The sequence below is a fragment of the Rahnella selenatireducens genome (assembly GCF_046449555.1).
In the GTDB taxonomy this organism is placed as follows: Bacteria; Pseudomonadota; Gammaproteobacteria; order Enterobacterales; family Enterobacteriaceae; genus Rahnella; species Rahnella selenatireducens.
The window spans coordinates 62,927-80,460 of record NZ_JBKEZJ010000012.1 but is presented as its reverse complement, the minus strand read 5'-3'; the positions used below and the strand labels follow the sequence as shown (position 1 = coordinate 80,460).

15 protein-coding genes and 1 tRNA gene are annotated in these 17,534 nt (G+C 47.9%); 5 read left to right on the top strand and 11 right to left on the bottom strand.

Annotated features, from left to right (window positions below; translation table 11 throughout):
* Positions 1 to 158: 158 nt before the first annotated feature.
* The 4 genes from ACLBVC_RS18615 to trmB form a co-directional block, all read right to left on the bottom strand.
* The gene (locus ACLBVC_RS18615; protein WP_410150851.1) at positions 159 to 893 is read right to left on the bottom strand and encodes a YggN family protein; all 735 of its coding nucleotides are present in this window, start codon (positions 891 to 893) and stop codon (positions 159 to 161) included.
* A 24-nt stretch (positions 894 to 917) separates the two neighbouring features.
* Positions 918 to 1,844, bottom strand: coding sequence for a glutaminase B (glsB, locus tag ACLBVC_RS18610; protein ID WP_410150850.1), 927 nt, complete (start codon positions 1,842 to 1,844; stop codon positions 918 to 920).
* A 74-nt stretch (positions 1,845 to 1,918) separates the two neighbouring features.
* Entirely contained in the window at positions 1,919 to 2,245 is a 327-nt protein-coding gene (locus ACLBVC_RS18605) for a YggL family protein (RefSeq protein ID WP_015698505.1), read from the bottom strand.
* Positions 2,245 to 2,964: a tRNA (guanosine(46)-N7)-methyltransferase TrmB gene (gene trmB / locus ACLBVC_RS18600; protein ID WP_410150849.1), complete on the bottom strand. Its 720-nt coding sequence runs from the start codon at positions 2,962 to 2,964 to the stop codon at positions 2,245 to 2,247. The genes ACLBVC_RS18605 and trmB overlap by 1 nt, the downstream gene beginning before the upstream one ends.
* 219 nt (positions 2,965 to 3,183) lie before the next feature.
* On the opposite strand from trmB, the gene mutY reads away from it, so the two are divergent.
* The 3 genes from mutY to mltC all read left to right on the top strand — a co-directional run bounded on the left by mutY (position 3,184) and on the right by mltC (position 5,694).
* Entirely contained in the window at positions 3,184 to 4,278 is a 1,095-nt protein-coding gene (gene mutY / locus ACLBVC_RS18595; RefSeq protein WP_410150848.1) for an A/G-specific adenine glycosylase, read from the top strand.
* Complete coding sequence (locus ACLBVC_RS18590; protein WP_101075311.1) at positions 4,275 to 4,547, top strand: oxidative damage protection protein; 273 nt, start codon at positions 4,275 to 4,277, stop codon at positions 4,545 to 4,547. Before mutY ends, ACLBVC_RS18590 begins: the two co-directional genes overlap by 4 nt.
* 67 nt (positions 4,548 to 4,614) lie before the next feature.
* On the top strand, positions 4,615 to 5,694 hold the full coding sequence (gene mltC / locus ACLBVC_RS18585) for a membrane-bound lytic murein transglycosylase MltC (RefSeq protein ID WP_152327729.1): 1,080 nt from the start codon (positions 4,615 to 4,617) through the stop codon (positions 5,692 to 5,694).
* Positions 5,695 to 5,769: 75 nt separating this feature from the next.
* On the opposite strand, the gene speF is transcribed toward mltC, so the two are convergent.
* A complete protein-coding gene (gene speF, locus ACLBVC_RS18580) occupies positions 5,770 to 7,932 on the bottom strand; it encodes an ornithine decarboxylase SpeF (RefSeq protein ID WP_410150847.1) in 2,163 nt (720 codons plus the stop codon).
* Positions 7,933 to 8,615: 683 nt separating this feature from the next.
* Between speF and ACLBVC_RS18575 the strand changes: the two genes are divergently transcribed.
* Both ACLBVC_RS18575 and ACLBVC_RS18570 read left to right on the top strand, forming a co-directional pair.
* Positions 8,616 to 8,691, top strand: a tRNA-Phe gene (locus ACLBVC_RS18575).
* Positions 8,692 to 8,947: 256 nt separating this feature from the next.
* On the top strand, positions 8,948 to 9,286 hold the full coding sequence (locus tag ACLBVC_RS18570) for a DUF1294 domain-containing protein (protein ID WP_410150921.1): 339 nt from the start codon (positions 8,948 to 8,950) through the stop codon (positions 9,284 to 9,286).
* A gap of 77 nt (positions 9,287 to 9,363) precedes the next feature.
* On the opposite strand, the gene ACLBVC_RS18565 is transcribed toward ACLBVC_RS18570, so the two are convergent.
* The 6 genes from ACLBVC_RS18565 to ACLBVC_RS18540 all read right to left on the bottom strand — a co-directional run bounded on the left by ACLBVC_RS18565 (position 9,364) and on the right by ACLBVC_RS18540 (position 17,526).
* Positions 9,364 to 10,449, bottom strand: a complete 1,086-nt coding sequence (locus ACLBVC_RS18565; protein WP_410150846.1) for a GDP-mannose 4,6-dehydratase — start codon at positions 10,447 to 10,449, stop codon at positions 9,364 to 9,366.
* A 145-nt stretch (positions 10,450 to 10,594) separates the two neighbouring features.
* On the bottom strand, positions 10,595 to 11,749 hold the full coding sequence (locus ACLBVC_RS18560) for a glycosyltransferase family 4 protein (RefSeq protein WP_410150920.1): 1,155 nt from the start codon (positions 11,747 to 11,749) through the stop codon (positions 10,595 to 10,597).
* Positions 11,750 to 11,895: 146 nt separating this feature from the next.
* Positions 11,896 to 13,275 (bottom strand): phosphomannomutase CpsG, encoded by a 1,380-nt coding sequence (gene cpsG, locus ACLBVC_RS18555; RefSeq protein WP_410150845.1) that lies wholly within the window; start codon positions 13,273 to 13,275, stop codon positions 11,896 to 11,898.
* 14 nt (positions 13,276 to 13,289) lie between these two features.
* The gene (locus ACLBVC_RS18550; RefSeq protein WP_410150844.1) at positions 13,290 to 14,711 is read right to left on the bottom strand and encodes a mannose-1-phosphate guanylyltransferase/mannose-6-phosphate isomerase; all 1,422 of its coding nucleotides are present in this window, start codon (positions 14,709 to 14,711) and stop codon (positions 13,290 to 13,292) included.
* A gap of 319 nt (positions 14,712 to 15,030) precedes the next feature.
* Positions 15,031 to 16,329, bottom strand: coding sequence for a glycosyl hydrolase family 28-related protein (locus ACLBVC_RS18545; protein ID WP_410150843.1), 1,299 nt, complete (start codon positions 16,327 to 16,329; stop codon positions 15,031 to 15,033).
* 15 nt (positions 16,330 to 16,344) lie between these two features.
* The gene (locus tag ACLBVC_RS18540; RefSeq protein ID WP_410150842.1) at positions 16,345 to 17,526 is read right to left on the bottom strand and encodes an O-antigen ligase family protein; all 1,182 of its coding nucleotides are present in this window, start codon (positions 17,524 to 17,526) and stop codon (positions 16,345 to 16,347) included.
* Positions 17,527 to 17,534: the final 8 nt, after the last annotated feature.

The window sequence follows — 17,534 nt, the reverse complement described above, 5'->3', positions numbered from 1 at the left end:
CGTGGGACTAAATTGGGTATAATATCGCCGCTATTGGAGTGCTGGCTTTCGCGATATTCACGAAAGTAGGATCCAGGGAGATGTAGCGCTAACTGCTTTTCCCAACAAAAAAACCGCTTAATTGCGGTTTTTTTGTTTCTGAATTTTGAGGAACGAAGTTACTGCTTCAAATCCGTCAGCAAGGTTTTATGCTGAGTATCCAGCGCTGTGACGCGTTTACAGACATCGTCACCGAAGGCTTTGAATTCTTTTTCCTGTTTGTTCCACTCTTCCTGCACAGCTTGTTGCAGACCGCCGAGATTGCCCATCATCGCCTGCAGCGGGTTACCGCCGCTTGTGGCTTGTTTCAGGCCCATCTCATTGATGCTGTCCTGCATGACGCCGCCCATGGTTTGTTCCATCAGCTTCTGACCGTTCTGTTTCACCTGTTCCACGGCTTTATGGTGGAAGGTCAGGCCATCAGGGCGATGTTCAAGGATAAGGTTCATCTGCTCTTTAAGCTGCTTGTCGAGGGTCACCAGACGGTTACGCACATTGCTGTCGCTGCCCAGTTTGTTCACGATCACACGATCCACGGCGACGCGGCCTTTTTCCAGATGCGCGGTGGCCCCCTGGTCAATCCACGGTAAATCACGGCGCAGCGAGGCCTGATAATCGATCGCTTCCTGGCGTTGTTTCGCGCTCAGGGTAAGGTTTTTTCCATTGAGAGTCACGTTGCCGTTTGGCGTGATCAGCAAATCACCGCTGTTACCTACAACCTGCACGGTCTGCGGTTTGATGATCACATCATCTTTCGGCTGCACGGCGCACTGATAATCCGCCTGCGCACTCCACGCTGTCAGCGCCAGCAAGGCCGCTACGGATGCTTTAACAAATCCAGTTTTTACTAACATGTACTCTCCCTTAAGACAGCAAACTCAAAAAATTGAACGGCCAATACGTTGCGCCAGTAATTCTAAGGCAGCAATACCTGCCAAAGAGTTCCCCGCCGCATCAAGTTCCGGCGACCAGACAGCGATACACATCTCTCCCGGCACGATAGCAATAATGCCGCCACCGACACCGGACTTGCCCGGCATGCCGACGCGGTAAGCGAATTCACCGGCACCGTCGTACATGCCGCTGGTCACCATCATTGCGTTAATCTGTCGCGCCTGACGGGCATCAATCAGCGGCTGCTCATTGCCCAGCGGATGGCCCTTGTTCGCAAGATAAACGAACGTCCGAGCCAGTTCCTCACAACTCATGCGCAATGCGCAATAGTGGAAATAAGTATGCAGCACAGTGATGACGTCGTTATCGAAATTACCGAAAGATTTCATCAGGTAAGCGATGGCGGCGTTGCGATCGGAATGATCGAATTCAGAACGCGCAACGTGCCGATCGTAGTTGAGATCGGCCGAACCGGCCAGCTGACGCACCACTTCCAGCATTCTTTGCTTGGGCGCAGTCAGACGAGTTTGCAGCATATCGCAAACCACCAAAGCACCGGGGTTAATAAACGGATTGCGCGGTTTCCCCTGTTCCAGCTCAAGCTGAACCAGCGAGTTAAACGGCTGGCCGGAAGGCTCTTTGCCCACGCGTTGCCAGATTTCACTTTCCTGATAGCGGGTCAGCGCCAGTGTCAGGCTGAGCACTTTAGAAATCGACTGGATTGAGAACCGGGTATTGGCATCACCGGCACGAAAGATCTCACCTTTCGTGGTACACACGGCAATCCCCAGATGATCAGGGCTGACTTCTGCCAGCGCGGGAATATAGTCGGCGACTTTGCCACGGCCTATCAGCGGCCTGACCTGCGCAAGAATATCTTCCAGCAAACTGTTATTGAGCTCGGTACCCAACGTCCTTCCTCCAGATGTAACAAAGGTGCCGGAAAGGCACCTTTAAAAGATTCAGTGTTCAACCGCTGGCAGAATCAATCCCACCAGATATCGAACAGGTCTGATACCTCAACGTCTTCCATTTTATGGTCTTCTAACCATTTTTTGACCTGAGCGCGCTGTTCATCAGTGCAGTGACCGATATCCTGACGGCAAACCAGACCTTCCCATTGCAGATAGCCACTGCCGTCAAAGGCCAGTTTGTTTGGCTCGATCACACCGTCAATGAATTTATCCAGTGATTCGTCAATGGTTTCTACCGCGGTACCTTCCGGGAAACGCCATTTTACAGAGAAGCCCAGTTCCTGGAACTCGGCAATGTGTAACTTCTTACGTAAACGACGACTGCGATTTGTAGCCATTATTGCTTCCTCTCAAACATCAGATCCCATACGCCGTGGCCTAAACGCTGGCCACGCATTTCGAACTTGGTTACCGGGCGCGATTCCGGGCGCGGTACATAGTTGTTTTCCTGCGACAGGTTTGCCCAGCTTTCGAGACTGGTCATCACCTCAAGCATGTGTTCTGCATACGGCTCCCAGTCGGTTGCCATATGTAATACGCCACCCACTTTCAACTTCCTGCGCAGTTTCTCAACGAATTCAGGCTGCACGATACGGCGCTTATTATGACGCGCTTTATGCCACGGGTCAGGAAAGAATAGCTGCACCATGTCGAGCGAGCCATCCGGAATCATTTTTTCCAGCACTTCGACCGCATCGTGACACATCACGCGCAGGTTGCTGACGCCCTCTTCGTGCGCGGTCGCCAGACAGGCACCGACGCCCGGTGAGTGGACTTCAATGCCGATAAAATTCTGGTCCGGATTCTGCTGCGCCATAGTGACCAGCGAGGTGCCCATCCCGAAACCGATTTCCAGCACAACAGGTGCGGAGCGACCGAATAAGGTATCAATTGCCAGCGTTTCCGGCTGAAACTCCACGCCCATCACCGGCCAGAAGTTATCCAGCGCAAATTGCTGACCTTTGGTCAGACGGCCCTGACGGCGGACAAAGCTGCGGATACGGCGCATCGCGCGACCGTTCTCATCGAACTCCGGAGAAATGACGTCGTTTTTCATGGTGTTTCCACTCCGTTACGCAAGACGCGGTATTCAGTCACTGCTGTATTTTGGTCATTAACTGTTAAGAATGGCGCATTATCCAAACTTACTCCCGATTAGCAAGGCTTGCGGGCAGGAAATCCGTCAATACAGTGCGGAAAGTTCCGGTTTACAGCCAGACGGGAACTGTGATGTGATCAGCCCCGTCTTTTAACCCTGCCGGACTGTAATTCACCCATGATGGAAGCCCTCACTTTTTCGCCGCTGGTGCTCGACTGGTATCAGCGCTATGGCCGTAAAACGCTGCCATGGCAAATCGCCAAAACGCCTTATAAAGTCTGGCTTTCAGAAGTGATGTTGCAGCAAACGCAGGTCGCGACCGTGATTCCTTATTTCGAACGGTTTATGGAACGCTTCCCAACGGTGTCAGATCTCGCCGCCGCCCCGCTCGATGAAGTGCTGCACCTGTGGACCGGCCTGGGTTATTACGCCCGCGCGCGTAACCTGCATAAAGCGGCGCAAACTATTGCCACTCAGCACAATGGCGTGTTTCCGACCACCTTTGATGAAATTCTCGCGCTGCCGGGCATTGGTCGTTCTACCGCAGGCGCCGTATTGTCGCTGGCGTTAAACCAGCACTATCCCATTTTAGACGGTAACGTGAAGCGCGTGCTGGCCCGGTGCTATGCCGTTGACGGCTGGCCGGGCGAAAAGAAAACTGAAAACCGTTTGTGGAAGATAAGCGAAGACGTCACGCCCGCTGAAGGCGTTGCGCAGTTTAATCAGGCGATGATGGATTTAGGTGCGATGGTCTGCACCCGCAGCAAACCAAAATGCGAACTTTGCCCGGTGAAATCCGGTTGCGAAGCCTACGCACATCACAGTTGGGCAAAATATCCGGGTAAAAAACCCAAGACGACGCTGCCGGAAAAAACGGCCTTTATGCTGATGATCCAGCAGGACGAAAAAGTCTGGCTGGAGCAGCGGCCGCCGGTGGGCCTGTGGGGCGGTTTATTCTGCTTCCCGCAATTTGCGACAGAAGAAGAACTGGCGCGGGGGCTTCAAAAATACGGTGTTACGCAAAATCAGTTGCAGCAGCAGACCGCTTTTCGCCACACTTTCAGCCATTTCCATCTGGATATCGTCCCGATGTGGTTAAATCTGCGAACGACAGCGGGTTGCATGGATGAAGGTGCGGGTCTCTGGTATAACTTAGCGCAACCCCAACAGGTCGGGCTGGCCGCGCCGGTCGAGCGTTTGCTGACCTCTCTGGCAAAACAGGCCGATGGCAAAAAACCGTCCCAACAGAATGATCATAAGGAATTAGCATGAGCAGAACGATTTTTTGTACTTTTCTGAAACGCGACGCCGAAGGACAGGACTTCCAGCTTTATCCGGGTGAGATCGGCAAACGTATTTTCAACGAAATTTCGAAAGAAGCCTGGTCTCAGTGGATGACCAAACAAACCATGCTGATCAATGAAAAGAAACTCAGCATGATGAACCCGGACGACCGCAAACTGCTGGAACAGGAAATGGTTAATTTCCTGTTTGAAGGTCAGGATGTTCATATTGAAGGCTACACCCCGCCTTCAAAATAACGTTCATGAACAGAAATTTAGGCAGGCTCGTGCGTGGCCTGCTTCTTTCACCAGAAATGGTTTTCAGATGAAGAAAATTTTAGCTTTGCTGGTTATCGCACCGATGCTGATTTCCTGCTCCGGCAGTAAAAAAAACCAGTTCGACGAAGCTTTTGTAAAAGACACCAACGGATTCGATATTCTGATGGGCCAGTTCGCTCATAACATCGAAAATATCTGGGGTATGAATGAAGTCCTGATTGCGGGTCCGAAGGACTACGTAAAGTATAGCGATCAGTATTACACCCGCAGCCACATCAACTTTGATGCGGGTACCATCACGATTGAAACCATTTCCGGCACCGATCCGGCCGCGAGCCTGCGTCAGGCGATCGTCAGCACCTTACTGGTGGGCGATGATCCGGGCAATGTTGACCTCTATTCCGACGCCAACGATATCCAGATCAGCCGTGAGCCGATGCTTTACGGGCAGGTTCTCGACAACACCGGGCAGCCTATCCGCTGGGTCGGCCGTGCCAACAGTTTTGCCGATTATCTGGTGCAAAACAAACTGATGCGCCGCCAGTCCGGCATGCATATCATTTATTCCGTCACGATCCAGATGGTGCCCAACCACCTGAATCAGCGTGCGCATAAATATCTGCCGATGATCCGCGAAGCCTCCGCCAAATACGGCGTCGATCAGTCGCTGATCCTGGCGATCATGCAAACCGAATCCGCCTTTAACCCGTATGCGGTCAGTAACGCCGATGCGCTGGGCCTGATGCAGGTTGTGCAGCATTCCGCCGGGGTTGACGTCTTTAAATCCGAAGGCAAGTGGGGCAAACCGAGCCGAAGCTATCTGTTTGATCCGCAGAACAATATCAATACCGGCACCGCGTATCTGGCGATGCTGCAAACGACGTATCTGGGGAACATCAGTAACCCGACGTCGCGCCGTTACGCCGTGATCACGGCCTACAATGGCGGTGCAGGCAGCGTGCTGCGCGTGTTCTCACAGAACAAAACGCAGGCGTTCAACATCATCAACAACATGGCACCGGGCGATGTCTATACCACGCTGACCACCAAACATCCGTCAGCCGAATCGCGCCGCTATCTGTATAAAGTGAACAACACGCAGCGCAGCTATCGTCGCGTAGACTGATGTGATTGCGGTACAAAAAAACGGAGGCCAGCTGGCCTCCGTTCTCATTTCTGCGTGAGCGTAAAAACGTGCAGATTACTCCGCGACGACGTAGCCCATAATGCGCTTCCAGCCGACCGGTTTTTTCTCGATATAAACGCCCTGAAGTTCAGGTGAGAAGCCCGGCAACAGGTTAATCCCTTCTTCCAGCGCCATAAAGTAACGCTGCACAGCGCCGCCCCAAAGCTCGCCCGGCACGACGCACAGAACGCCCGGCGGATACGGCAACGCACCTTCCGCCGCGATACGGCCTTCGGCTTCACCGATCGGCACCAGTTCAATATTGTCGCGAATAAACTCGTTGTGAGCGTCCTGCGCGTTCATCACCACTTTCGGGAAACTCTTCTCGCGGAACATCTCTTTTTGCAGCTCTTTCACATCAAAACTGACGTACAGGTTATGCATTTCCTGGCACAGCTGGCGGATGGTGTAGTTGCGGTATCTGTCTTCGTTTTTACGGTAAACGGTCGGCAACACCTCGCTCAGCGGCGCGTCTTCTTCGATGTACTGCTCGAAGCGAACCAGCTCTTCCACCAGCAACTGCATTTTGGCCGGCGTTTCGGCTGGCGTCAGCAGGAAAAGAATTGAGTTGAGATCGCATTTCTCCGGCACGATGCCGTTCTCACGCAGGTAGTTCGCCAGGATCGTCGCAGGAATACCAAACTCGGTATATTTCCCGCTGGACGCATCAATGCCCGGCGTGGTCAGCAGCAGCTTGCACGGATCAACAAAATACTGTTTTTCCGCGTAACCTGAGAAGGCATGCCAGCGCTCGCCCGGCACAAAATCGAAGAAACGCACATCGTTCGCCATCTCAGCGGTTTCATGATCCTGCCAGCGCTTTCCACCGACCACCGGCGGAACAAACGGCAGAATCATAGCGCACTGATCGAGCAGCATTTTACGGGTTTCGATACCCAGCTTCACACACTCCATCCACATATGTTTACCGCTGCCACCGGCATGAATACGCGCATTAACATCAAGCGCGGCAAAAAGCGGATAAAACGGGCTGGTCGAGGCGTGCATCATGAACGCATTATTGAGCTTCTTATGGCTGCAATGACGCTTCTGGCCTTTGATGTGATTGTCTTTTTTGTGGATCTGCGACGTCTGCGAGAACCCGGCCTGCTGCTTATGCACGGACTGCGTGACGATAATGCCCGGATCGTTTTCGTTGAGTTCCAGCAGCAGCGGCGAGCACTCTTTCATCATCGGGATGAATTGCTCATAACCGACCCATGCAGAATCAAACAGAATGTAGTCGCACAGATGCCCGATTTTATCGACCACCTGACGCGCGTTATACACGGTGCCGTCATACGTGCCGAGCTGGATAATCGCCAGTCGGAACGGACGTTTTTCCGCAGCACGGTGCGGCGCCACTTCTTTGATTTGCTTACGCAGATAGGCTTCATCGAAACAGGCTGCGTCAATGCCGCCGATAAAACCAAACGGGTTGCGCGCGGTTTCAAGATACACCGGCGTCGCGCCCGCCTGAAGCAGTGCGCCGTGGTGGTTAGATTTATGGTTGTTACGGTCGAACAGCACCAGATCGTCGCGGGTCAGCAGCGCGTTAGTCACAACTTTGTTCGCCGCAGAAGTCCCGTTGAGCACAAAATAGGTTTTATCCGCGCTGAAGACTTTCGCCGCATACTTTTGCGCATCCTTCGCCGAGCCTTCGTGGATCAGCAAATCGCCCAGTTTGACGTCGGCGTTGCACATGTCAGAACGGAAAATGTTCGGGCCGTAAAACTCATAGAACTGACGCCCTGCCGGATGGCGACGGAAAAACTCACCGCCCTGATGCCCCGGACAGGCAAAGGTCGCATTCTCCATCTCAACATACTTTTTCAGCGTGTCGAAAAACGGCGGGAACAAAGCTTCTTCATAGCCCTGCGCAGCTGATTCAATCTGCGCGGCATAAAATGCCTGATTGGCATCGGACAGCGTAATCACGCCTTTCAGCGACGGCAAAAACTCCGGCGAAATCTGCTCCGTTCCCTGCACTGCAACAAACGCGGGGATCCCGAATCCCAGCGTTTCTATCTCCGCCAGCCTGCCGTGATTCAGATCCCCGACAGAAATAATGATGGCCGCCACGTCGGCATAATCGGCACGACGCAGATCGACGACCAGGCGGGACGTTTGGAGATAAGGGGCGACAGAAGCGCTTGCTGCAAGTTTTAAGTGTTTCATTCAGACTCTCAAACGGTTAAGTAAGAGGGTGTGCCACAGGGCACGGCAATGAGCTGGTTCTTACGTCTTAAAAGGTATAGTGCGCAGAGTCCAGCCCGACAAATGACGTTGGCTTGAGCGCGGTGACGATTGCGATGAAACGATGCCAGAGGGGCAAAGTGGTAACAAATCGACGTTCAGGCCCGGCCACGTCTGATAGACAACAGTAAAATCAGAGGTGCGCTCTGTTTTTACTAATATCTAACAGCAGGCAAACGGTAGCCTTACCGCATGAAAGGATCTGCAAAAGGAGGAAAACTGAAATCGTGGTGTTTACAGCACCCGGAGATCATCATCAGATTTTTTCTGCACTTATGAAAAGCGCGATGTGATAAACCAGCCATGCCGCAACCCTCTTGAGCTGTCGCGTGAAAACGGGATCAGAGTTGTTTAATAAATCGGCGCAATAATGGCATCTTTTATTCCCCTGTTCAACCCTGAACATTGCGGGAAATTCTTACAGAATGCGACATCACAAAACGCGAAAACTCACCCCATCACGCCCTGCTTTGACGAGCACTTTCCCGGTATCGTAAGTTAAATCGCCAAAATGCGGTAAAAAGCATCAGTCGTGTGATGAACCCCACCGATGTGACAAAAAGCCGTTGACGGCACATGCCCAATACGGTTTAATGCGCCCCGTTGCCCGGATAGCTCAGTCGGTAGAGCAAGGGATTGAAAATCCCTGTGTCCTTGGTTCGATTCCGAGTCCGGGCACCACTATTTAGAAGAACCCGCCTATGGCGGGTTTTTTGCTTTCTGAGCTACGGACTCTCCATCGAACTCGGTTCGATTATTCGTCTCATGCTGAGACTCACCCCTTCGGGGCCAGCGCAAGCGCTGTTCAAAGCTGCTTCGCAGCATTGTCCGAGTCCGGGCACCATATTTAAAGAAACCAGCTTAACGGCTGGTTTTTTGCTTTCTGTCCTTTATTTTCTTTATAGTTACTCAGGGTCTTCCTTCAATTGCCGGTGATATTTCAATGAACGCTGTCTGTTATGTCCTGCTGATGTTGGCGGCCGGTGTCAGTCTCATCTCTCCTTATCCTGTCCCGGTTGGCTTACTGCTGATCAACCTGCTGACATTGCTGATTTACGGTGCCGACAAGCTTGCCGCCCGCAAAAGCTGGCGCAGGATACCGGAAAACACATTACTGCTGTTCGGGTTGCTCGGCGGTTGGGCTGGTGCGCTGGCGGGTCAGCAACTTTTCCGGCATAAAACGCAGAAGCAACCTTTCAGAACGAGATTTATGCTCAGTATCGCTGCCAATATCGCTGCTGTTTTACTGGTACTCTGGCTGGAATACGGACGGTAAAAAGCAGGCGAAAAAAAGCCGGAGAATGTCAGCGCATTCTCCGGCTTTTTTATATATCTCAGAAACAGCAACTGGTGTTATCCGTACAATTTCAGCCGTGCAGCTTTCTTCGCGCAAGCAAGGTCTGCCTGCACCATCTCAATCACCATATCCTGCAAAGAGGTTTCCGGTGCCCAGCCGAGTTTACGGCGTGCTTTGGTCGGATTGGCATTAACCTTACAGGCTTCGGCAGGCCGGATATAACGCGGGTCGACGGCAACAATCACATCCCCAACTTTCAGAGCCGCCGCAACCGGGCTGATGATAGCGGTAATAATCCCCTTCTCTTCCACGCCCTTACCGACAAAGCGCAGCTTGATCCCGAGCTCCAGCGCGGCAAACGTCACAAACTGGCGGACGGTATACTGTACGCCGGTAGCCACCACAAAATCTTCGGGATTATCCTGTTGCAGCATCAGCCACTGCATTTTGACGTAATCCCGGGCATGGCCCCAGTCACGCAGCGCATTCAGATTCCCCAAATGCAGGCATTTCTCCAGCCCTTGCGTAATATTGGCCAGGCTGCGGGTAATTTTACGCGTGACAAAGTTCTCGCTGCGGCGCGGTGATTCATGATTAAAAAGAATGCCGCTGCACGCATATAACCCGAAGGTTTCGCGATAATTCACAATGGTCCAGAAATCAGAAATAGCGGTAGCGTACCAGGAAGGATAAATATTCAGGCTCACCATTTCATTAATCGCGATGCCATTCACCAGACCGCATAACGCCGAAGGCGACGCATGATAATAACGCGTTTTCGTTTCCAGCCCGAGAATACGGATAGCGTCCAGCACCTTCAGCGCACTGAATTCCCCCGTGGAAAACAGATCATCTGCGGAGTCAGAGTTTTCAGAAAACTGACCCGCTCCGCCCAGATTATAAACTTCGTCCGGCCGGATAATAGCAAGCAAATCGCGGGCCGTGCCCGTGCTGATATCAGCATAGGCATAAATATGAACATCAGAGGATTTATCGTGAAAATTACTGCCCGCATTACCGATACTAAGCGGAACGACATTCCCGCCAATCCCGTGAACAGTATATCCCTTCTTTAATAAAAGCTCGGCAAGGTAAGAACCATCCTGCCCGGTTATATGGGTAATCAGTGCGACTTTAGACATATAAGATCCTTTGATTACAATTTAATAAACACATCTGGAATGATGTCCGATTATAATCGTAAGGTTGTTCACCGGAAGGCAGAGAGCGAACCAGAATTAAGATGCAGAAACGGTTTAATAAATGGCATAAGTGAACCGTTAAGAATTAATAGATGACTTTCTTACTTTCATTAAACGCGTGCCACTTTGTTTTAATATAGTCATCCAGTTCACTGTGAAAACGTTCCTCAGAGAACCGCAATGCATTGTTGCGGCAATTCACTGGCAGGAACGATTCCTGAATGGTCTCGAAGTGCAAAACAGCGCGCAGGAGTGAATCTGCCGTCTGCTCCGCAAAGAAAATACCGGTAGGATTTACTTCGCCGTAAGGCCGGATGGACTCCAGCACGCCGCCTTTGCCAAAAGCAATAACCGGCGTACCGCAGGCCTGCGCTTCAACCGGCGTGATGCCAAAATCTTCTTCGGCAGCAAAAACGAACGCCTTCGCACGACGCATATGATCCTGCATGACCTCGTCCGGCTGATACCCTAAAATCTCAATATTCTTACCCGCCTTTGCCTTTATTTTGGCCATCTCAGATCCGTCGCCAATGACCACCAGCTTTTTATCCGGCATCTGGCTGAACGCTTCCACAATAATATCGATACGCTTGTAGGGCACCATACGGGATGCGGTAAAATAGAAGTCGTCTTTATTTTCCTGCAACGTAAAACGGTCCACGCTCACCGGCGGATAAATAACATCTGCATCACGCCCGTAGACTTTTTTAATTCTCCGCGCGATGAAATGTGAATTAGCGATAAAATGGTCCACGCCGTTAGCGGTACGGCAATCCCAGATGCGTATTTTATGCAAAAACCATCGTGCTAATTTACCCTTGAGGCCTTTATCTAAACCAGCTTCCCTGAGGTACTGATGCTGAAAGTCCCAGGCATAACGTATCGGAGAATGGACATAACTGATATGCAGCTGGTCGGGCCCGGTGAGAACCCCTTTTGCTACGGCATGGCTGCTGGAAAGAATAATATTGTGCTTTGTGACATCCAGCTGCTCGATGGCTAACGGCATCAGTGGCAAATATTGCTGATATTTTGTTTTTGCATACGGCAGGCGTTGAATAAAAGATGTCTTAACATCTTTACCGTAAAATTGTTTTCTGGATTTATCAGAGAGAAAATCAACAACCGAATAAAGCTCTGATTCAGGATAAAGTTTTATAAATTCTGCAATAACTTTTTCTGCCCCGGCAAAAGTCACCAACCAGTCAGCGACAATCCCAACACTCACTTCTTGTGACATCATTAAAACCTCATAAATTATTATTTTGGTATGATGGTTAGAAAAAACAAACAAGCATAAAACCGAAAAAATTTAAATAATAAAAGTGAGTAACACGGACTCAGCAGTAAGTGGTTATTACTCACCTGATGGGTATTTATGAAAAATTACATACTGCGGAGAATAGAAAGAATTTTCCTGGTCTGTTCCTGCATCAGTTTTGAATTAGCCCGGGACTCCACATTCAGCCGCACAACCGGTTCCGTATTTGAGCTGCGAAGATTAAACCGCCATTCATCAAACTCAAGGCTGATACCGTCCGTATGATCGACATGAATCGCTTCGCCTTCATAAACTGCCAGCACGCGCGCAATGGATTCTTTCGGGTGATGCAGGAAACTGTTTATTTCACCCGAAGCCGGATAGGCATTAATACGGTCATTAATCAGTTGCCGCAGTGACTTGCCTTTTACATGCAATAATTCCGCGACCAGAAGCCACGGGATCATCCCGCTGTCACAATAATAGAAATCACGGAAGTAATGATGGGCGCTCATCTCACCGCCGTAAACTGCATCTTCCTGTCGCATACGTTCTTTAATAAAAGCATGGCCGGTTTTCGACATTACGGGAATGCCACCGGCACCATTAACAATATCGATCGTATTCCAGCTTAAACGCGGGTCGTGGATAATCCGTGACTGAGGATATTTTTCAAGGAAAGCATCTGCCAGTAACCCGACAATATAATAACCTTCGATGAAATTCCCCAGATCATCAAACAGGAAACACCGGTCAAAATCACCGTCAAACGCAATCCCAATATCGGCGTTGTGTTTGATAATGGCGTCGGTGGTGTCCTGACGACATTCTGGTAATAGCGGATTGGGGATCCCGTTAGGGAAAGTGCCGTCTGGCTGATGGTGTACTTTGATGAACTCAACCGGCGCACCGGCCTGTTTGAAGCGCGCTTCGATGGCATCAATAACATGCCCCGCAGCGCCATTACCCGAGTTAATGACCAGTTTCAGCGGACGGGTAAAATTCTTTAAATCGACATAACTGAGTAATTTGTCGATATAGGCTTCGAGCACCGACGCTTTTTCGTAGGCTCCGCGTTGTGCAGGATCGGCGGGTAAAAAATTGTTCTCTTCTGCCAGACGTTGTATTTCCCCAAGCCCGGTATCACCGCTTATAGGTTTAGATTCTTCACGAACTAATTTCATGCCGTTATAGTTCATCGGATTATGGCTGGCTGTCACCTCTATTCCGCCATCCAGTGCCAGATAAGACGTCGCGAAATAGATTTCCTCAGTCCCGGTCACACCAATATCGACAACATCTGTTCCTGAATCCTGTAAACCATTCGCGAGTGCCAGTTTTAACGCTTCACTGGTTAAACGAACATCCCCGCCTAATACCATCTTTTTTGGTTTTAAATATTCACCGTAAGCCCGACCAATCCGATAAGCGATATCTTCATTAAGTTCAACACCCAGTTCACCGCGAATATCGTAGGCTTTAAAGCAGGTCAATTTATCTGACATAATTCATCCCCAAATTAACAACGACCATAGTGATCTTGCGTACGGACAATATCGTCATCCTCCAGATAGGAGCCTGACTGAATTTCAAGAAGTTCGAGTGGGATCTTGCCGGGGTTCTCCAATCTGTGCTGCGCCCCGATAGGAATGAACGTTGACTGGTTTTCAGTCAGCAGAAAGTTCTCATCATTAATTGTGACTCTGGCCGTTCCTGAAAGAATGACCCAGTGTTCAGAACGATGATGATGCATCTGCAGGGAGAACTGACCGCCCGGTTTAACTGTTATTCGGTTAACGTGATATCTCGGCGTATTAACAACAATATCGTTTCTGCCCCACGGGCGATAAGACTCGCGATGGAAACGATATTCGCGGCGCTGAGCACTCTTTAAATATTCAACGACCTTCTTAACGTCCTGCACCTGGGATTTATCAATAACTAAAACGGCATCCTTGGTATTAACAATAACAAGATTCTCAACGCCAATTGCCGCCACAAGTTTTTCATCGGTATTGATATAACAATTCTCAGCATTATGGGTAAACACGTCGCCGGTAACGGCGTTCCCGGCGGTATTCTTATTATTGACATCCCACAATGCCGCCCAGGAACCAATATCATTCCAGCCCGCATCTAACGGAACCACAATGGCATCAGTCGTTTTTTCCATAACCGCATAATCGACAGATTCATCCGGACAGGCCGAAAATGATTCCTTATCTACGCGGATAAAATTCTGCTGCTCATCAGGCACCAGTGTTTCTATAGCTTTCAGACAAGCTTGCAGAATATCGGGCCTGAATGTAGCCATCTCTTCGAGAAAACGTTTTGCCCGGAACAGAAACATCCCGCTATTCCAGTAATATTCCCCTGTTTCAAGATATTCCAGTGCCGTCGGTAAATTGGGCTTTTCCACAAAACGCTGTACCCGATAAATAGATTCTGTGTTACTGCCCAGCTCCATCCCACGCTGAATATACCCGTACCCAGTTTCAGGGCCGGTCGGCACAATACCGAACGTTACCAGCTTCCCCTGCTCGGCAAACGGAATGGCATTCTGCACCGCCTGATGAAAGGCTTCGGGATTTTCAATCACGTGGTCAGCGGCCAGAACCAGTAATAAGGGGTCGCAGCCTTCATCGATTGCACTGAGCGCCGCCAGCGTAATCGCCGGCGCAGTATTACGCCCCACAGGTTCCAGGATAATATTTTTTGATAACCGGTTAATCTGCCGTAATTGTTCTGCAACAAGGAACCGGTGCTCTTCATTACAAATAACCAAAGGTTCAGAAGCCCCTAAACCCTTTAATCGCGTGACCGTTTCTTGCAACATCGATTGCTCGCCATAAAGACGAAGGAATTGTTTAGGATAAAGTTCACGAGACATTGGCCATAAACGACTGCCGGTTCCACCGGCCATGATTACTGGAAGGATCATGATTACCCTCAACTTATTTATAATTCAACATGAATAAAATCACTTTATAATTAAAATGAATTTATTTATATTTAAGAAGGAAGAATGACGTGTAAAATTAAAAAAAATCCGCCAATTACATTGGGGTTTATTTTATGTTGAGACAGGTATAATGAAATAATCATGAAAAATGTGAACATTACAGTACGTATTTATAAAAATTTAATTACGCTGCGAAAAGCGATACTGCAAGTTTTTTAGCATCAGTTTTTATAACAATATTTTCAAGAAAAATATAGCCTGATATAATTATGGCAATCATAATTACAAACGAAATTTACTATCTTAACTGGGAAGTAATGAACTTATCATCTAAAAGGAGCCTGCGACGGAGATTTGTAGAAACAGTAACATCGCCAGAGGGTGAATAAATATAATTATTGGTCGCATTACTATTTTTTAGAATAATTTTAAACCTGCTGTTAACAGCAGAGATCGATTTTATAATATTGAATTTTGAATAAACTGCCATCACAACATCACAATTGACTCCTTCAATATTATTGAATATGTTTTTTTTCTTACTATTTAATGTTTCAGGCATACTATAAAAAACAGACACGGCAGTTTTAGCATTACCAATATAGATATTCTCAACCAGACAACCAGATGAGTTATTAATGAGAATGCCTTCTGACGTTTCTGTCCAGCCAAGATCGGGAATACGAATGTTTCTTATCGTACAGTCTTCACAAAGATTTGTGGCTATACCACTACCATTCAGGCTGCCCGGAGTCATTGGACTATATTGAACGGCGTTATCAATTATACAACTTGTTGAGTTTGCAATAAACCCAATGGAATAATATGTCCTCTCCAGATCCGGGCTAATAACATATAAATTACGTGCTGAACAATTATGGTTTGAAGGGGTTTCAGGAGGAACATCAGACCCCATCCCAATCAATTGCGTCCAACCACTTCCCCAAATATTATAAGCATGACAATCACGGGCATTGACGAAATTAATCCCATAGCCTCCCCACCCTCTTGCATTTTTTCTTGTGAATCTTGCCTCCAAAAAAACATCATGGATTAATGCATTTTCGGCTTGTAAGAATTGAGGATTATCTCGGAGGTATTCTCTTTGGGATGGGTTTGAAAAATCAAGATTAATAGTCGTGGGGTTTTTCTTGTCTTTATACCAGTTATTAGCAATTTTTTTATTTGCCTCCTGACTGGAACCTATAACAAAACCTCCACGCCCTTTAATAAATATAGGGTCTTCAAAGACTATTCGCGTATTTTTACCATCCCCAAAAACCTCTGTGTTATCAGATAAATACACCGGGAAACTTAATTTATAATAGTTAGCCGTTTTAGGAATATGTATCTTTGCCCCCCCTATCTTGAAAGCATAATCACAGGCGTCTTGAAAAGCTGATGCATCATCGTTTATACCATCACCTCGCGCCCCAAAATCCATGATATTTAATAAGTTTTCCTCAGAAGGTTTCGTAACTGCACAGCAAGAATTATTAACAAAAAAGTATGTTCCCAGCAAACCGATAATTGAATTCTTTAAAAACAATCGTCTTTCAGAATTTATACATTCTTCCAGATATTCATCTTGATTCATCTTTGATTACCCTCATCATGGCTTATGAATGTCTTTTTTGTATAAACTCATCGTGAATAAAAACAATGGCACACTTACCCAAAAAGTTGATACGTCAATGAACACACCAGAGGTTATGTAAGCAATAACCAATGGGAATTTTTCCTTATTGTTTTTATAAACGAATATACACATCGAAAGCAAGAAAGAAAAATAGAGAATCAAGCCAATGACTCCGGTTTCGACTGAAAGTGAAAGAAACATATTATCTGGTATCAAGCCATACTTTTCTGTTGATAAACGATAACCTACACCTAGTAACGGATTATCACCTATCAAGCCTAAAAGCAGCGCCCAGGTCGTGAATCTTCCTGAACTGATATCGTCCTGATTAGCTCCTGAAATCCTTCCCCAAAAAGAGTTAAGGTAATCATTATTCATGCCAAAAATAAAAATTGAAATAATAAATGCAGATATAAACATGAGTGTTACAGGCTTTATCTTGCGTTCCATTCCTAATGCTATAGCAAGATAGACAAATACAGCCACGATGAGACTTCTGGACATCGACAGATAAATATTAATCATAAAACAAAGTAAAATACCGGTAAAAATTAGAACATTTTTTCCAGATTTCTTGAGCTCAATAAATGCAGTGAGCCCCAAAAGAAGAACCAGATTACTATAAGCACTTGAATCCTTTGCAACGCCACCGGCTCTAAATACATAGCCCATTCCAGGATATTTATACCTTTGCGTCGCTGTCAAAGCCTCACTTTGTAGAAAAAAGCCAATACATGCTTCAAGAGTCACTAACACAAAAAGGGCTATAAAAAAATACGCTACTCTTTTCTGCTGGCTATCAGTAACTCCACGGCCGAAAGCTAATATAAGAACACCAGGAACATACATTTCCAGCATTCTAAGGTATCTTAAATATGCAGGTATGTGATCTATCGCCCCTGGATAATAGAGATAACTATATGTGACCCCTAACAACACCCACACAAACCAGATAGAAATAAATAATATAATGTATAAAGAAAGTCCATTTTTTTTCTTTTTCGTTAACAGAAAAAAAAACAAAGATAGCATAGAAAATGGAAATGCAACTTCTAATCCAGATAGGTTCCCCCTTCCAAAGGGTATTAACGTAATGATTGCCATGGCAAGACACGAAAATTGAATTGCAATACTATCTTTATTTACAAGTTGCATTAAAAACC